This is a genomic window from Afipia clevelandensis ATCC 49720, from assembly GCF_000336555.1.
Classification (GTDB): Bacteria; Pseudomonadota; Alphaproteobacteria; order Rhizobiales; family Xanthobacteraceae; genus Afipia; species Afipia clevelandensis.
Genome location: NZ_KB375281.1, coordinates 946,534 through 959,781, shown reverse-complemented (window position 1 = coordinate 959,781; position 13,248 = coordinate 946,534). Strand labels below are relative to the sequence as shown.

Below are 13,248 nucleotides of genomic sequence, written 5' to 3'. Positions count from 1 at the left end.
GAGCGACACCTTGCAGACCGCGCCATCCTCCGCAGCGACGTCCTCCGGACCGGCGCTGACGCTCGACGATCTGTTCCGCCGCACGGTTTTGCGCCAGCCCGACGATGTCGCGCTGACCGATCCGCCGAACAAGCATCGCGTCACCGGCGATGCGCCCCTGCAACTGACCTTCGCGCAGGCCGATCAGGCGATCTCCGCCATCGCCGCCCGCTTTGTCGAGGCCGGATTGCCGCCGGGATCGGTCATTGCCGTGCAAATGCCGAACACCGTCGAGTTCGTGGTGACGGTGATGGCCGCGCTGCGCGCCGGGCTGATCGTGGCGCTGCTGCCGCAGCTCTGGCGGCAATCGGAATTGACCATCGCACTCAATCGCGTCGGCGCGCGGGCGCTGGTCGGGGTCGGACGGATCGAAATCGTCGATCACGGCGAACTGGCGCTTCACGCGGCCGTGGAAGCCTTCTCGATCCGTCATGTGTTCGGCTTCGGCAACAATCTGCCCGAAGGGATGACGCCGCTGGAGATTGTCACCAGCGGCATGAATGGCTGGCTGCCGCCGGTGCCGCCGGACGCGCGCAAGCCCGCGATCATTTCCTTCGATACGACGTCGGAAGGTTTTCGCGCGATCCCGCGCAACCATTTGCAACTGATCTCGGGTGGTCTTGCGATTTTTCTCGAAGCCGCGCTTCCGCAGGGCGCGCGGTTGCTCTCGTCGATCGCGCCGTGCTCGTTCGCGGGTTTCGTCTCCTCGGTGGTGACCTGGCTTCTGAGCGGCGGATCGCTGGCCCTGCATCATCCTGCGGACCTGCAGGTTCTGGAAAGCCAGATCGTCGACGAACACCACGACACCCTGATCGCCCCCGCTCCGCTCGCGCTGCGGCTGGCGGATAGCGGCACGCTGGCGCGGCCGCAGGTGTCGATCCGGCATGTGATAGGACTGTGGCGCACGCCGGATCGCGTCGCGGCCAGCGACGACTGGCGGGACACCGGGACGACGCTGACCGACGTCTACTTGTTTGGCGAGATTGGCCTGTTTGCGGCGCGGCGCGGCGAGGATGGCGCGCCTGCGCCCATCAAGCCCGGCCCATTCGCAGCGCCGCGCGGGGCTGCAAGCTCAAAGACCATCGGCGACATCATCGTGACGCCGAAAACCACGCTCGCGCTGCGCGGCTCCATGGTGCCCATCGCGGCCTATCGCATTCCATCCGACGATCCGCTGAAGGAAGCCGCCGCTCCCGACTACGTCGACACCGGCTTTGCGGCGCATGTCGACCGTGCGACCGGCAATGTCGGCATTACCGCTCCGCCCGCTGGCCTTGTCGGTGTCGGCGGCTATCGCTTCCTGGCGCAGGATCTCGACTCGTGGGCGAAGCGGCTCAGTGCCGGCGCGATGTTGACCGCATTGCCGGACCAACTCAACGGCTTCCGCCTCGCCGGCCGCGCCAGCGATAACGGCCGCGCCCGCGAAGCGCTCGGCGAACTCGGACTCAATCCGCTGATGGTGGATGCATTTCGCGACCGCTCCAGCGGAACCTGAATCGCGGTTTTCATCGGTCGCATTGACCTGCCATTAAGAGGCATGGCGGTAGGGTTTGCGCAACGTCGGCATGTTCGGCGAACCGAATTCCTCGAGAGTTTGCAGCACCATGTCGCAGCAAGGCCCGATCGTTGTTGTCTCAAATCGGGAAGGCCATGCCGTAACGGACGCCATCGCGAAGGTGAAGGCGTTTCCGCTGCTGGATTCCGGCTGGTCTAATGCCCTCGATGCGCTGACACGCCTGCGTCCTGCCGCTGTGATCGCAACCGATCTTGATGGACATGCGGCGACATTGACCGGCTTCGCCGATCGCGCGGCCAGCATAGAACCCTATATGCCGCTGATCGCGCTCGACCCCGGCGCAACGCTGCCGCGAAATGTTCTGCCTTTCACCCAGACGGGACGAAATCCGGAGCGGCTTGTCAGCCGCCTCAACGCCGCGCTGCGTGTCAGGGCGCTCCACGCCACCCTTCTCCGCCGCCTGTCGAATGACCGCCGCACATCCACCCGGATGCCGGCGAACGATCCGCTCGACGATGCGACCGTGCTGCTGCTCGGCCGTGGCGGCTCGTATCCAGCCCTTTCGGTTGCGCTCGGCGAGCAGATGGGTGTGGTCGGCGCTCTCAGCATCGAAGCTGCCGCCAAGCATCTCAATGCTCGCGAACTCGACGGCATCATCATTGGCGACGGTTTCACGCCGCGCGTGCTGGATGCGTTCCTTACAGTGCTGTCCGAAGACTCCCGCTTCCGCAATCTTCCCGTCGTGGTGCGGAGCCTCTCCGGCCTGCAAGACGATTACGATCTGCCGAACCTCGAGGTCGCCGACACCGAGCCGCAAATACTCGCCGCCCATGCTGTTCCGCTGATCCGCCAGCAGGCCTTCGAGTCCCGGATCAACCGCGCGCTCAAGTCCATTGACGTCGGCGGACTGCTCGATCCGCGCACCGGTCTTCTGACCGAAGAGGCCTTCAAGCGTGACTTCGAGACAGCCGTCGTCGAGACACAGACCCGCGGCGCGGGACTTTCAATCGCCCGCATTTCGTTTGCGCAAGGCTCGATTTCCGAACGGATGCGCCTCGATGCCGCGCGCATTCTCAGCCGCCTGATGCGGCGGATGGATTTTGCCACGCTTGATGAGCGAGGCGCCATCCTCGTGGTGTTCGCCGAAACCGATCTGCGCAACGCGCACGCCATCGCGCGGCGGCTGACCAGCGTGCTGAAACACACCATGCACAGCGACAAACGTGATCAGCGGCTCGATCCGCAGGTCGCTATCGCGACCCTGATGCCCGGCGACAGCGCCGAAGCGATCCTCGGGCGGCTGAATGCCGAAGGGCGCCGCGCGGCGTCGTAGAATCCGCGGTGTCACGGCGAAGGCCGGGATGACAAACCTGTCATTGCGAGGAGCGTAAGCGACGAAGCAATCCAGCTTTGTTTAAGCCCATGGATTGCTTCGCTCCGTTCGCGATGACGATCACGCCGCCTTCTTCCCCTCCGCCAGATTGGCCAGATCGCGCAGGATCGTCGTCGTGCCTTCGACGCGCTCTTCCGCGGTCTCCCATTCCTGGAAGAACACCACCTTCATGTCGGGGCGGACCTTCGCCGCATGGCCGTGGCTGCGGATGAAGAACACCAGCTTGTCCGGGTGCGCGAACGAGTTGTCGCGGAAGGTGATGACCGCGCCCTTCGGCCCGGCATCGACCTTCTCGATGTTGGCGCGGCGGCAATAGGCCTTGATCGCGGCGATCTTGAACAGCCAGCGCACCTCATCCGGCAGCGGTCCGAAGCGGTCGCGCAGCTCTGCGCCGAAATTCTCGATCTCGTCGTCGGTGTCCAGATCGGCAAGGCGGCGATACAGCGACAGGCGAATGGAAAGATCGGGAACGTAATCCTCCGGAATCAGCACCGGCATGCCGAGCGTGATCTGCGGCGACCAGCGGTCCGCAACCGGCTCGGAAATGCCGGCCTTGAGGCTGGTGATCGCCTCCTCCAGCATGGACTGATACAGCTCGAATCCGACTTCCTTGATGTGCCCGGACTGTTCCTCGCCAAGGAGGTTGCCCGCGCCGCGAATATCGAGGTCGTGCGAGGCCAGTTGGAAGCCTGCACCTAAGTTTTCCAGCGACTGCAAAACCTTCAGGCGGCGCTCGGCCTGCCCGGTGATCTTGTGCGTGGACGGCAGCGTGAACAGCGCATAGGCCCGCAGCTTGGAGCGGCCGACGCGGCCACGCAACTGATAGAGCTGCGCGAGGCCGAACATGTCGGCGCGATGCACGATCAGCGTGTTCGCGGACGGAATGTCGAGACCGGATTCCACAATCGTGGTCGATAGCAGCACGTCATACTTGCCGTCATAGAACGCGGACATGATGTCCTCGATCACGGTCGGCGGCATCTGGCCATGCGCGACCGCGACCTTCATTTCCGGCACATGCTTGTCGAGGAATTCCTTTACCTCGGCGAGATATTCGATGCGCGGAACGACATAGAACGCCTGACCGCCGCGATAGCGCTCGCGCAGCAGGGCTTCGCGGATCATCAGCGGATCGTGCGGCGCGACAAAGGTGCGCACCGCAAGGCGATCGACCGGCGGCGATGCGATGATCGACAATTCGCGAACACCCGTGAGCGCAAGCTGCAACGTACGCGGGATCGGCGTCGCAGAGAGCGTCAGCACATGGATTTCGGCGCGCAGTTGCTTCAGGCGCTCTTTGTGCGAGACGCCGAAATGCTGCTCCTCGTCCACGATCAGGAGGCCGAGATCCTTGAACTTGATGCTTTTGCCAAGCAGCGCGTGCGTGCCGACGATGATATCGATCTTGCCGTCGGCCAGGTCTTTCTTGACCTGCGTCATCTGCTTGGGCGCGACAAGGCGCGAGGCCTGCGCCACATTCACCGGAAAGCCCTTGAAGCGCTCGGTGAACGTCCTGGTGTGCTGCCGCGCCAGCAGCGTGGTCGGCACCACGACGGCGACCTGCTTGCCGTCCATCGCGGCGGCAAACGCCGCACGCAGCGCCACTTCGGTCTTGCCGAAACCGACGTCGCCGCAGATCAGGCGGTCCATCGGCTTGCCTGCATCGAGATCGTGCAGCGTGGAGGTGATCGCGCCGAGCTGGTCCTCGGTTTCCTCATACGGGAAACGCGCGCAGAACTCGTCGTAGGTCCCCTGATGGATCGGGAATTTCGGCGCTTCGTGGATATGCCGCTCGGCGGCGATCTTGATCAATTCGCCCGCGATCTCACGAATGCGGTTCTTGAGCCTGGCCTTGCGCGCCTGCCATCCGCCGCCGCCCAGCTTGTCGAGTTCGACATGGGTTTGATCGGAGCCGTAGCGCGACAACAGTTCGATGTTCTCGACCGGCAGAAACAGCTTGGTGTCGTTGGCGTAGTGCAGTTCGAGGCAGTCATGCGGCGCGCCGCCGACCTGCAGCGTCTGCAGGCCGACAAACCGCCCGATGCCGTGCTCGACATGAACCACAATGTCGCCGGTGGCGAGCGACGTTACCTCCGAGATGAAATTTTCCAGCTTGCGGCTGGCCTTGCGCGGACGCACCAGACGATCGCCGAGAATGTCCTGCTCGGTAATGACGGCAATGGCATCGGTTTCGAAGCCGGATTCGAGGCCGACGACCGCCAGCATGGTCTCGTTGCGCGGCGTCGCCTGCACCGCGCGCCATGAATTGACGCTGGTGGTGTTGAGCAGCTTGTGGTCCTTGAGCATCGAGGCCATGCGGTCGCGCGAGCCTTCGCTCCACAGTGCGACGACGACCTTCTTGCGCGCGCTCTGCAGACCGTTGATATGCGCCACAACGCTCTCGAACACATTGACTTTGCCGTCGCCGCGCTCGGGCGCGAAGTCGCGGCCTTGCCGCGCGTCGATGTCGATAATGCCCTCGCCTTCCGGCAAAGCGAACGGCGTCATTCGCGCCAGCGCTCCGTCGGCCAGAAGCTGCGTCCACTCGGTTTCCGTCAGATACAGCCGGTCCGGCGGCAGCGGCTTGTAGATGGCGCCGCCGCCCGGCGTGTCCATCGCCTCGCGCCGTGCCTCGTAGTAATCGTTGATCTGGGTGAAACGTTCGCGCGCGGCATCTTCGGCCAGCGGCTCCATCACCACGGGTGCGGCGCCGAGATAATCGAACAGCGTGTCCATCCGCTCCTGGAACAGCGGCAGCCAGTGCTCCATGCCGGGATGGCGGCGGCCTTCGCTCACCGCTTCATAGAGCATGTCGTCGCGATCCGGCGCGCCGAACTGCGCCACATAGCCCATGCGGAAACGCTTGATGGTCTCGGTGACGAGCTGGAATTCCGACACCGGCACGAGGTCGAGCCCGCGCATGTCATGCAGCGTGCGCTGGGATTCCGCATCGAAGGTGCGGATCGATTCCAGCGTATCGCCAAAGAAATCGAACCGCACCGGCTGGTCGAGTCCCGCCGGAAACAGATCGAGGATGCCGCCGCGCACGGCATATTCGCCCGGCTCGCGCACCGTCGAGGTGCGGTTATAGCCGTTGTGCTCCAGCCACGCAGCGATGTTGTCCATCGCGAGGCGATGCCCCGGCGCGACGGAGAGCGCCTGCGCCGCCACCACATCGCGCGCGGGCACGCGCTGGACGATGGCATTGACCGTGGTCAGCACAATCAGCGGCTTTTCGCTGCCCTGCAGGCGCGAGAGTTTCGCCAGCGTGGTCAGGCGCTGCGCAAGAATGCCGCCATGGGGCGAGACGCGGTCATAGGGCTGACAGTCCCATGCCGGAAACTGCATCACCGGCAGATCGGGTGCGAAGAACTCCAGCGCGCGCGCCAGTTGCGCCATGCGCGGTCCGTCGCGGCAAACGACGGCAAGACTGACGGCGGGCGGATTCGGCCTGGCTGCAACCGCACGCGCCAGGTCCGAGACGACCAGCGCTTCCGCGCCGTCGGCGACATTGGCGAGGGTCAGCACATGGCCGGGCCGCAGCGCCTGCGCAGGAGATTTGGCAGGCGACTTCATCGGCGATGGGCCTCATCGACGTAACGCTGGATGCGGGTGAAAATGCCGGTCGCGTGCTCGGCAGCAAGCGGCGCGCCGCCGCTGAACGCGGCATAAAGATCGGGGTCCGGCACTTCGAGCAGATTTTCCAGTTCAGCCACGTCCTGATCCGACAGGTCAGCGATCTGCGCATCGGCAAAGCCGCCGAGGATCAGGTCCATTTCGCGCGTGCCGCGGTGCCAGCAGCGGAACAGCAGGCGCTTGCGCCGATCATCGAGGCCGGCGCTCGATCTTGTCGTTCCCGTCATGTCCGTCACCTTCTCCAACGCAAAAAGCCCGGACGATGCCGGGGAGGCTGATATAGCCATCGGAATCGATGCTGTCAGTATCTTCTTGTGCACGGATACCGTGCTTTCGGGACATGACACGGCCCGTTCCGAAATCCGTCATTGCGAGGAGCACTTGCGACGAAGCAATCCACTCCTTCATGTATGATACAAAAGAACTGGATTGCTTCGCTTCGCTCGCAATGACGAAGGGTGGCAATCCGCCCCGAAATCCGCTGTTGGTCCTTGATGCGCCCGTCCCTGCTCAATCCCCTGTTCGCACCGGTCACCAGCCTCACAGGCGTCGGGCCGAAGCAGGACAAGCTGTTTCGCTATCTGCTGGACCGCAGCGAGACGCCGCGGCTGGTCGATCTGCTGCTGCATCTGCCGACCAATGTCATCGACCGCCGCACGCGCCCGACGATCGCCGAAGCCGTCCCCGGAACCGTGGTGACACTGGAAGTCACCATCGACCGCCACCGCCCTGCGCCTCCCGGCCGCTCCCGCGCGCCGCATCTGGTCTATGCCAGCGACGAAACCGGCGACGTGGTGCTGACCTACTTTCGCGCCAAGCCCGAATACATCGAAAAGCTGCTGCCGAAAGGCGAGAAGCGCTTCGTCTCCGGCGCCGCGCAGATGTTCGACGGCACCTTGCAGATCGTGCATCCCGACCGCGTCGTGGACGAGGCCGGTCTCGCCAAACTGCCGCAGATCGACACGGTCTATCCGCTGACCGAAGGTCTTGCCATCGGCTCGATTCGCCGCGCCATGGCGCAGGCGCTGCAAAAGCTGCCGGAGCTGCCGGAATGGATCAGTCCCGAAGTGTTGCGCCGATGCTCGTTTCCTCCGATCAGCGAAGCGCTGCATCGGGTCCATGAGCCGCAGGAACTGACCGATATCCTGCCCCAGAATCCGTTCTGGTCGCGGCTGGCCTTCGACGAACTGCTCGCGGGCCAACTGGCGCTGGCGCTGGTGCGCGCGCAGTTGCGCCGCCCCGCCGGCGTTCGCAACGCGGGTGACGGGCATCTGCGCCACAAGATCATCGACGCCCTGCCCTACGCGCTGACGAAATCGCAGCAGGAAGCGGCGAAGTCTATTGCAAGCGACCTGAATGAGCCGGTGCGGATGCTGCGGCTCCTGCAGGGCGACGTCGGCTCGGGCAAGACGGTGGTGGCGCTGCTCGCCGCCGCAGCCGTGGCGGAAACCGGCAAGCAATCCGCGCTGATGGCGCCGACGGAAATCCTCGCGCGCCAGCATATCAAGACCATTGCGCCGCTGGCCGAGCGTGCCGGCATGAATGTCGCCATTCTCACCGGCCGCGAGAAAGGCAAGGAGCGCCGCGAGATCATCGCGGGCCTCGCCAGCGGCGAGATCGACCTGCTGGTCGGCACGCACGCGCTGATCCAGGACGACGTGATCTTCAAGGATCTGGCGCTCGCCATTGTCGATGAGCAGCATCGCTTCGGCGTGCGCGAACGCCTTGCGCTCACCGAGAAAGGCGATGCGGTGGATGTTCTGGTCCTCAGCGCGACGCCGATCCCCCGCACGCTGGTCCTCACCTATTTCGGTGACATGGACATTTCCGAACTGCGCGAAAAGCCCGCAGGCCGCCAGCCCATCGACACCCGTACCGTCGCCGACAGCCGTACAGGCGAGATCGTCGATGCCGTCGGACGCGCCATCGACGCTGGCAAGCTGGTCTACTGGATATGTCCTCTGGTCGAGGAATCCGAAGCCGAAGGTATCGAACACCTCACCAATGCCACCAGACGCTTCGAGATTTTGCAAAAGCGGTTCGGCGACCGCGTCGGTCTCGTGCATGGCCAGATGAAAGGCACCGAGAAGGATCGCGTGATGGCGCAATTCGCCGCCGGTGAAATCCAGCTCCTTGTGGCGACCACCGTTGTCGAAGTCGGCGTCGATGTCCCGCAGGCGACCATCATGGTGATCGAGAATGCCGAGCGCTTCGGCCTTGCGCAGTTGCATCAGTTGCGCGGGCGTATCGGACGCGGCTCGGAAGCCTCGACCTGCCTCCTGCTCTATCACGAGCCTCTCACAGAGATGTCCGCCGCGCGCTTGAAGGTTATCCGCGAGACGACTGACGGATTCCGGATAGCCGAGGAAGACCTTCGCCTGCGCGGCGAAGGCGAAGTGCTCGGCACGCGCCAGAGCGGCCTGCCCGGCTATCGCATCGCGCGGCCCGAGGTCCACGCACAACTCATCGCACAGGCGCGCGACGAAGCGGTGCGGATCATGCAGGACAATCCGAGACTGAAGGGCGAGCGCGGAGAAGCTCTGCGGTGCCTGCTCTATCTCTACGAGCGCGACGAAGCCCTGCCGCTGATCGGTGCGGGCTAGACCGTCGCCGCGATGACATGCCGCATGTCTCTTGAAAACACGACGCGGCCTTCGGCACGAAGATTGCTACGATAGGCTTGGCAAGGAGGGACTATGCCAGGCATCTCGAGGAAACACAGCCATCTCGTCTTTGGCGTTCTGCAATCCGGACTGACCTGCCTGATAGCGTCGGGCATCGCCAGCTATCCCTCGGTCAGTCACTGGCTCGCGTCCTGGATCGTATCGTGGGTTACGATGTTGCCGGTCGTTGTGCTGGCGGCGCCTCTCATCAGGCGGCTTTCCTTTGCACTCACGGTCGAACGCGAAACTTCGACGTGAATGTGCGTGCCCCGAGATCAGCCCATCGACCAAAGATCGCGCCTAAGCCGCGGCCGTGATGATGTGCGCCTGAATTTTGGCGGACACCGCCCCGCTCCCGTGCCTGCTGGCAATCGCCGCCTCGGCACGGTCGGTCGCGGCTTCAAGGGCTCCGGCCTCTCTGGCCTGAATTTCGTCGCGCAGAAGCGTTCCCTGACAATAGGCCAGCGCCGGAATGCGCGGCGAGGACGCGCGGCTTTGCTCGGCTCTCGTCTCAATCGCGATGCTGGAGAATCCTGCGCTTTCGAGATCGCGGCGGATGAGTGCCGTATCGTGATAGCCGTGTGGTGTGCGCGCCAGAAAGCGCGGCGGATCGTTGGGAAACATCTGCGCGAGCGCGTTGATGACATCGTCTGCAAACACATTCTCCTCGATGCGGTCCCACGCGCTGAACAGGAAATGCCCTCCGGGCTTGAGAACCCTCCTGGCTTCGCGATAGGCCGACGGGCGATCGGGAAAGAACATCGCGCCGAACTGGCAACAGACGACATCGAAACTCGCATCGTCGAACGGCAGTTTCATCGCATCTGCCTGACGCCATGTGATGCGGCTATCGGGAGGCTGCCGCGAAGCGGCATAGTCGAGCATTGGCTGGTTCAGGTCAGTGGCGACATAGCGCGCAACGGGTGACAGCTTCGGCGCCAGTGCGCGGGTCACAACGCCGGTGCCCGCGGCGATTTCCAGAACTGCACCCGGCGACAAGGCCGCGACCCGCTGCGCGAGGTCGGCGGCGTAAGGCTCGAAAATCAAGGGGACCATGTAGCGGTCGTAATTTTCCGGAACCGAGCCCGCGAACACCGTGTCGGAGTCCAGCATCGCCATCACCGCAGTCTGTTATGCCTGCGAGGCTAGCATGGAATCGCCGCCCGAGACGGTCTTTAGCCGCGCCGCACCCACACGGATGCGTGTTCTGCTCAATCCACCTTGGCGGGGGCCTGCGGAGCGGCCGTCGCCGCACGCTTGGCGTTGGCCATCTCGGCCAGCGCGTTGACCTTCTTCTGCGCATCGCTGCCGGGCTGCACCACGCCTGCCGACATGATCAGGGTCGCGGCGGCATCGGTGCTCATATCGACTTCAATCAGTTTGGACTTCGGCACGTAGAAGAAAAATCCCGTGGTCGGGTTCGGCGCGCACGGCAGGAATACCGAGATGAACTCGTCATCCTGCGGGAGCTTCGCCGAAATCTCCACGCTCGGCGGCTGCGAGATCAGCACGATGGACCACATGCCCGGCGAGGGAAACTCCACCAGACCGACCTTGCGGAAACTGGAGCCGTTGGCCGAGAACAGCGTCTCAAACACCTGCTTGAGGCCGCGATAGATCGCGCGCACGACGGGCATGCGCCCCAGCAGGTTTTCGCCGAAATCAACCAGCGTCCGGCCGATCAGGTTGGCGGCCAGGAATCCGAGCATGGTTAGCGCGAAGAACGCGACGATCAGGCCGTAGCCCGGCAAGCCGAACGGCAAATAAGTCTCGGGACGATAGGCGACCGGCACGAACGGCCGCACGATCCCGTCCACCCAGGTGACGAACCACCAGATCAGATAGATCGTGATCGCAATCGGGCCGGCGATGATCAGGCCGGTGAGGAAATAGCGGCGTAGCCGCGCCATGAGGCCGCGCGGCGCATCCTGCGGCACGGGCGGCAGGCCTCCCGGAAGCATGTTGGGCGAAGTCTCGTTCATCGCAGCGCCAGGCTATCCTTATCCAGAGCCATCTTCATCCAGAATGGTGAAACACCATCGCAAATCGTTGCGACAGCACTGTATCAGACTTTTCCGGGCGCAACCGGCCCGTCTTGCGACCGATTGTCTGATCGGCGACCTACTCGACGGTCACGGACTTGGCGAGGTTCCGCGGCTGGTCGACGTCGGTGCCCATCACCACGGCGGTGTGATAGGCCAGCATCTGCACCGGAATGGCATAGACCAGCGGCGTTACCGTCGCCGGCATGTCCGGCAGGATGATCGTCACCAGCGACTCCACGGTCGCGTCCCTGGCGCCCTGCGCGTCGGTCATCAGGATGATCCGCCCGCCCCGCGCCGCGACTTCCTGCATGTTGGAGACGGTCTTCTCGAACACGCGGTCATACGGCGCAATCACCACCACCGGCATCTTCTCGTCGATCAGCGCGATGGGGCCGTGCTTGAGTTCGCCAGCGGCATAGCCTTCGGCGTGGATGTAGGAGATTTCCTTGAGCTTGAGCGCGCCTTCCAGCGCCAGCGGATAGTTGGTGCCGCGGCCGAGATAAAGCACGTCCTGGCTCTTGGCGATGTCGCGCGCCAGTTTCTCGATCTGCGGCTCAAGCGCCAGTGCCTGCGTCATCAGGCGCGGCACTTCGATCAGCGCGTGGACGAGTTTCGTCTCGTCGGATTCGGATAGTTCACCGCGTGCCCTGCCAGCCGCAATCGACAGCGCCGCCAGCGCCGCAAGCTGACAGGTGAACGCCTTGGTCGAGGCCACGCCGATTTCAGGACCGGCCAGCGTCGGCAGCGCGGTCTCGCTTTCGCGGGCAATGGTCGAGGTCGGCACGTTGACGATGGAGATGGTGTGCAGGCCCTGCGACTTGGCATAGCGCAGCGCCGCCAGCGTATCGGCAGTCTCGCCGGATTGCGAAATGAAGATCGCCAGATCGCCCTTGCGCAGTGGCGCTTCGCGGTAACGGAATTCGGATGCGACATCGAGTTCGACCGGCAGACGCGCCAGGCGCTCGAACCAGTATTTCGCGACAAAGCCCGCATAGCTCGCAGTGCCGCAGGCGGTGATCGAAACGCGCTGGATGTCCTTGAAGTCGAACGGCAGCTTGACCGGCATCGCCACCTTTTCCGTGGCCATGTCGACATAGTGCGCCAGCGTGTGACCGACAACTTCGGGCTGCTCGTGAATTTCCTTCGCCATGAAGTGGCGGTAGTTGGCCTTGTCCACCAGCGAGGTCGCGGTGTTGTGGCGGACGATCTCGCGTTCCACAACGGCGTTCTTGTCGTCATAGACAGTCGCCTCGTTGCGCGACAGCACAACCCAGTCGCCATCGTCGAGATAGCTGATGGTGTCGGTAAACGGTCCGAGCGCAATCGCATCGGAGCCGAGATACATTTCGCCGTCGCCATAACCGACAGCGAGCGGCGAGCCCTTGCGGGCGCCGATCATCAGGTTCTGTTCGCCCTTGAAGATGAAGGCGAGCGCGAACGCGCCATGCAGTTGCGGCAGCGTCGCCTTGACGGCGTCCGCGGGCGACAGGCCCTTGGCGAGATAGGAATTGACCAGATGGGCGACGACCTCGGTGTCGGTCTCGCTGGAAAACTTCGCGCCCTCGGCTTCGAGCCTTGCCCGCAGTTCGCGAAAGTTTTCGATGATGCCGTTGTGAACCACCGCGACATTGTCGGTCGCATGCGGATGCGCGTTGCTTTCGGTCGGCTTGCCGTGGGTCGCCCAGCGGGTGTGACCGATGCCGATGTGCCCCGCGAGCGGCGAGGTCTTCAGCACCGCTTCGAGATTCTTCAGCTTGCCCTTGGCGCGGCGGCGATCGAGCGCAATGCCTTCCAGCGTCGCGACGCCCGCGGAGTCATATCCGCGATATTCAAGCCGCTTGAGGGAATCGACCAGTTGCTCCGCAACCGGCCCTTTCCCAAGAATTCCAACGATTCCGCACATGCGGTTTGTAATCTCCAGCCGCCTCAATGCGGCCTTATGTACCGAGGATTACC

The 13,248-nt window shown here is 63.9% G+C and carries 9 protein-coding genes; 4 read left to right on the top strand and 5 right to left on the bottom strand.

Annotation, left to right across the window (positions count from 1 at the left end; genetic code table 11):
- Positions 1-10: 10 nt before the first annotated feature.
- On the top strand, positions 11-1,534 hold the full coding sequence (locus HMPREF9696_RS04400) for an AMP-binding protein (RefSeq protein WP_002711749.1): 1,524 nt from the start codon (positions 11-13) through the stop codon (positions 1,532-1,534).
- A 109-nt stretch (positions 1,535-1,643) separates the two neighbouring features.
- Positions 1,644-2,888, top strand: coding sequence for a hypothetical protein (locus HMPREF9696_RS04395; protein ID WP_002711748.1), 1,245 nt, complete (start codon positions 1,644-1,646; stop codon positions 2,886-2,888).
- Positions 2,889-3,008: 120 nt separating this feature from the next.
- On the opposite strand, the gene mfd is transcribed toward HMPREF9696_RS04395, so the two are convergent.
- Positions 3,009-6,524, bottom strand: coding sequence for a transcription-repair coupling factor (mfd, locus tag HMPREF9696_RS04390; RefSeq protein ID WP_002711747.1), 3,516 nt, complete (start codon positions 6,522-6,524; stop codon positions 3,009-3,011).
- Positions 6,521-6,811 (bottom strand): FAD assembly factor SdhE, encoded by a 291-nt coding sequence (locus tag HMPREF9696_RS04385; protein ID WP_002711746.1) that lies wholly within the window; start codon positions 6,809-6,811, stop codon positions 6,521-6,523. The genes mfd and HMPREF9696_RS04385 overlap by 4 nt, the downstream gene beginning before the upstream one ends.
- A 267-nt stretch (positions 6,812-7,078) precedes the next feature.
- On the opposite strand from HMPREF9696_RS04385, the gene recG reads away from it, so the two are divergent.
- Positions 7,079-9,187: an ATP-dependent DNA helicase RecG gene (gene recG, locus HMPREF9696_RS04380; RefSeq protein ID WP_002711745.1), complete on the top strand. Its 2,109-nt coding sequence runs from the start codon at positions 7,079-7,081 to the stop codon at positions 9,185-9,187.
- Between the two features lie 93 nt (positions 9,188-9,280).
- Positions 9,281-9,505, top strand: coding sequence for a DUF2798 domain-containing protein (locus tag HMPREF9696_RS04375; protein ID WP_002711744.1), 225 nt, complete (start codon positions 9,281-9,283; stop codon positions 9,503-9,505).
- Positions 9,506-9,547: 42 nt separating this feature from the next.
- On the opposite strand, the gene HMPREF9696_RS04370 is transcribed toward HMPREF9696_RS04375, so the two are convergent.
- The 3 genes from HMPREF9696_RS04370 to glmS form a co-directional block, all read right to left on the bottom strand.
- Entirely contained in the window at positions 9,548-10,360 is an 813-nt protein-coding gene (locus HMPREF9696_RS04370) for a class I SAM-dependent methyltransferase (protein ID WP_040301805.1), read from the bottom strand.
- A 98-nt stretch (positions 10,361-10,458) separates the two neighbouring features.
- Positions 10,459-11,229, bottom strand: a complete 771-nt coding sequence (locus HMPREF9696_RS04365) for a DUF502 domain-containing protein (RefSeq protein WP_002711742.1) — start codon at positions 11,227-11,229, stop codon at positions 10,459-10,461.
- A gap of 139 nt (positions 11,230-11,368) precedes the next feature.
- On the bottom strand, positions 11,369-13,195 hold the full coding sequence (gene glmS / locus HMPREF9696_RS04360) for a glutamine--fructose-6-phosphate transaminase (isomerizing) (protein ID WP_040301154.1): 1,827 nt from the start codon (positions 13,193-13,195) through the stop codon (positions 11,369-11,371).
- Positions 13,196-13,248 lie beyond the last annotated feature (53 nt).

Coding starts and splice junctions, on each gene's coding strand:
- HMPREF9696_RS04385 (WP_002711746.1), bottom strand. CDS start 6,811: ATGACGGGAACGACAAGATCGAGCGCCGGCCTCGATGATCGGCGCAAG.
- glmS (WP_040301154.1), bottom strand. CDS start 13,195: ATGTGCGGAATCGTTGGAATTCTTGGGAAAGGGCCGGTTGCGGAGCAA.
- mfd (WP_002711747.1), bottom strand. CDS start 6,524: ATGAAGTCGCCTGCCAAATCTCCTGCGCAGGCGCTGCGGCCCGGCCAT.
- HMPREF9696_RS04370 (WP_040301805.1), bottom strand. CDS start 10,360: ATGCTGGACTCCGACACGGTGTTCGCGGGCTCGGTTCCGGAAAATTAC.
- recG (WP_002711745.1), top strand. CDS start 7,079: ATGCGCCCGTCCCTGCTCAATCCCCTGTTCGCACCGGTCACCAGCCTC.
- HMPREF9696_RS04365 (WP_002711742.1), bottom strand. CDS start 11,229: ATGAACGAGACTTCGCCCAACATGCTTCCGGGAGGCCTGCCGCCCGTG.
- HMPREF9696_RS04395 (WP_002711748.1), top strand. CDS start 1,644: ATGTCGCAGCAAGGCCCGATCGTTGTTGTCTCAAATCGGGAAGGCCAT.
- HMPREF9696_RS04375 (WP_002711744.1), top strand. CDS start 9,281: ATGCCAGGCATCTCGAGGAAACACAGCCATCTCGTCTTTGGCGTTCTG.